Genomic DNA, 3310 nt, shown 5'->3' on the forward strand with positions numbered 1-3310 from the left:
GGGCGGCCGTCCACACGGCGGGGCAGCCCGAGCGGGTTGTCCTCGCGCAGTTCGGGCGGCAGCAGCGCGTCCGGCGTCGACTGGTAGCTGACCGGGCGCAGCCAGCGCTCGATGGCGGTGGCGCCGACCGAGGTGGATGTCGAGGTGGTCGCCGGGTAGGGGCCGCCGTGGTGCTGGGCGGGGGCGACGGCGACCCCGGTCGGCCAGCCGTTGACCAGCACCCGCCCGGCGAGCGGGACGAGCGCGTCGAGCAGCCCGGCCGCGTCGCCGTCGCCCTCCTCGTCGGCGATGTGCAGGGTGGCGGTGAGATTGCCGGGCAGCCGGGCGAGCACCGCGGCGATCTCGTCACGTGAGGTGTAGCGGGCCACGACGGTGACCGGGCCGAAGCACTCCTCCAGCAGCGCGTCGTGCGGGCCCTCGGCGGCCAGCAGGCGGGCCGGCACGGTCAGGAAGCCCGGGGACACGGTGTGCTCGCCGCCGGCGCCCGCGGTGACGGGGCTCTCCACCTCGGGCAGCGCGGCCCGCTCGGACACGCCGGCGACGAAGGCCTCCCGCATCCGGTGGTCGAGCAGGGGCGCCGCCTCGGTGTTGCTGGTCGCCTCGGTGAGCGACTTCAGCAGCCGGTCGCCGCCCGCGCCGGCCGGGGCGAGCACGAAGCCGGGCTTGGTGCAGAACTGCCCCGCGCCCATGGTCATCGATCCGGCGAGTCCGACGCCTATCTGCTCGCCCCGCTCGGCGGCGGCGGCCTCGGTGACGACGACCGGGTTGAGCGAGCCGAGTTCGCCGTGGAAGGGGATGGGCACGGGGCGTGCCGCGGCGGCGTTGAACAGCGCCCGGCCGCCGCGCACCGATCCGGTGAACCCGGCGGCGGCGATCAGCGGGTGCTCGACCAGTGCGACGCCGGCCTCGAAGCCGTGCAGCAGGACGACCACGTCCTCGGGCAGGCCGACCTGCGCGGCGGCCCGGCGCAGCACGGCGGCGCACAGCTCCGAGGTCGCCGGGTGGTCGGGGTGGGCCTTGACGACCACCGGGCAGCCGGCTGCGAGCGCGCTGGCGGTGTCACCGCCGGGCACCGAGAAGGCGAGCGGGAAGTTGCTGGCGGCGTAGACGGCGACGACCCCGAGCGGGATCTTGTAGCGGCGCAGGTCGGGCCAGGGCGGCGTCTTGGTGCCGTCCTCGTGGTCGATGCGCACGTCGAGGTAGGAGCCTTCGTCCACGGTGTCCGCGAACGCCTTCAACTGGGCTGTCGTACGGGCGAGTTCGCCGGTGAGACGGGCGGAGCCGAGCGCGGTCTCCGCGTCGGCGGTCGCGACGACGTTCGCCGTCTCCTCGGTGAGCAGATGGGCCGCGGTGCGCAGCAGGACGGCTCGGGTGGCGCGGTCGGCGAGCGCCTCGCGGGTGGCGTGGGCGGCACGGACCGCCCGGTCGACGTCTTCGGCCGTGGCCTCGTGGGCGACCTGTTCGCGCGGCTCTCCCGTGCGGGGGTCGACACTCAGGACTGGTGTTGCTGCCACCGTGGTTCCTTTCGCATTGCTGATCATGTCCCGGGAAAACCGTTCGGGATGTCGAACGATGTTCACAGTGTTGAATGGTGACTCTATTTCCGGGCGCGGCGCGGAACAAGGAGGGGCGGACCGGGCAGCGCCCTCCACCTCACCGTCCACCGGCTACCCCCTGGGCCGCGACGGCCAACCGCACGGGCCCCGGCGCCGCTTCGGGGGCGAGCAGCCGCTGGAGTTCGGCCGTGCCCCGCGCGGTCTGGCTCTTGACCGTTCCGACCGAGACGCCCAGTACCAGGGCGGTGTCCCGCTCGGACAGGTCGAAGGCGTACCGCAGCACCACGCACGCCCGTTTGCGGAACGGCAGTCTGCGGAGCGCGCCCCGCACGTCCACCACCGCCGGCACGTCCGGTCCGTCCACCTGGCAGGCGTCCGTCCCGCGCGCCCAGAACAGCGCGACCCGGTGCCGTTCCCGCACCGTGCTGCGGATGCGGGAGCGGGCCAGGTTCGCGACCACACCCCGGGCGTAGGCCAGCGGATGGCCGGCGTCCCTCACCCGGTCCCAGTGGTGCCAGAGCGCCAGCAGCGCGTCGGCAGCCAGGTCGTCGGCCGCGTCGGCCTCGCCGAGCAGCAGCCGGGCGAACCGGGCCAGCTCGGCGTGGTGGGACTCGAAGAAGTCCTGGAACTCGGCGGCAGCGGCGTCGTCGGCGACTGCACCCACGGTCATCCCTCCCTGCCCGGGCCGCTCGGCCACGCGTCGTGCCGTACCCGCTCCTCACCTCGGCCCGGCCGTCAGGGCCGCACGCCCGGCCGCCACGTCCCCAGGTAGGCCGCCGGGGTGTGGTGGCGCGCCTGCTCGTCGCTGAGCTGCGGACGGTTCTCCGGCACGTGCACCCGGGCGCCCGGACCGGAGTTGCGGTGCTCGGCGAAGCGCTGGTCCTGCCAGGGATGGCCGGAGGACATGGTGGCGTAGGGCGCGACCGCGTCGATGCCCGCGCCGAGCCGGGTGTCGCGGACGGTCAGCATCGGCCTCGCGGTGGGGTCCGAGGAGGGCACCCACGGGCGGGCCAGCTTGTAGTGGCCGTCCGGCGCCGAGCTGGTGATCCTGGAGCGCAGCACCAGGTAGCCGTGCGTGTGGTGGCCGGCGGTGCTGGGCGCGAAGACGAAGCCGAGCGGAGCGGTGTCGCGGTCGGCACGGTCGAGGGTGTGGAAGTGGCAGCGGTCGTAGACGGCCGTCGCCCGGCCGAAGACGAAGTCGACGTCCCCCTCCACGTAGCAGTCCCGGAAGTACTGGCGGGCCGTCGACGCCGACGAGGGCGAGTCGGCGTAGAGCGTGTCCTGGTGGCCCAGGAAACGGCAGCGCAGGAACGCCGAGCGGTCACCCATGACCTTCAGCGCCACGGCCTGGGTCCCGGTGTACTCGGGGTTGTCGGCGCGCAGCCAGTCGTTGGCGAACGTCACGGCGTACGCGGAGAAGCCGGGAGCGCGGACGGTGGTGGTGGCGGAGCCGCTGGTGCCCAGCGTGCCCGAGCCGTCGGGCCTGGGCGTGCCGGCGGCGTTGTCGTACACGATCACGGTGTCGCGGGGGTTGCCGCTCGCACCGATCAGGGTCAGGTCGGAGCGGTCGGCGGGCACGCTGACCGTGCCGCGGTAGCTGCCCGGCGCGAGCACCAGCGTGTCGCCGGGACCGGCCGCGTCCACCGCTTCCTGCACGGTCGTGTGGTCGCCCCGGCCGCGGGTGTCGACGTACCGGGTGCGCGGATCGGGGCGGTCGTCCGGTGAGCCGTAGCGGCCGAAGGGCCGGCGCCGCG

Annotated in this window: 3 protein-coding genes; all 3 read right to left on the reverse strand. The window is 74.5% G+C overall.

The features are described 5' to 3' along the window. Positions 1–1496: aldehyde dehydrogenase (NADP(+)) (locus tag ACYVE9_RS20035; RefSeq protein ID WP_461029269.1), on the reverse strand; the 1496-nt coding region annotated here is incomplete at its 3' end. A 157-nt stretch (positions 1497–1653) separates the two neighbouring features. Beyond that, positions 1654–2220, reverse strand: coding sequence for a SigE family RNA polymerase sigma factor (locus ACYVE9_RS20040; protein ID WP_461029270.1), 567 nt, complete (start codon positions 2218–2220; stop codon positions 1654–1656). Between the two features lie 71 nt (positions 2221–2291). Then, a partial coding sequence (locus ACYVE9_RS20045) for a pectinesterase family protein (RefSeq protein ID WP_461029268.1) occupies positions 2292–3310 on the reverse strand: 1019 nt, incomplete at its 5' end.

It is taken from the genome of Streptomyces sparsus (assembly GCF_054776295.1).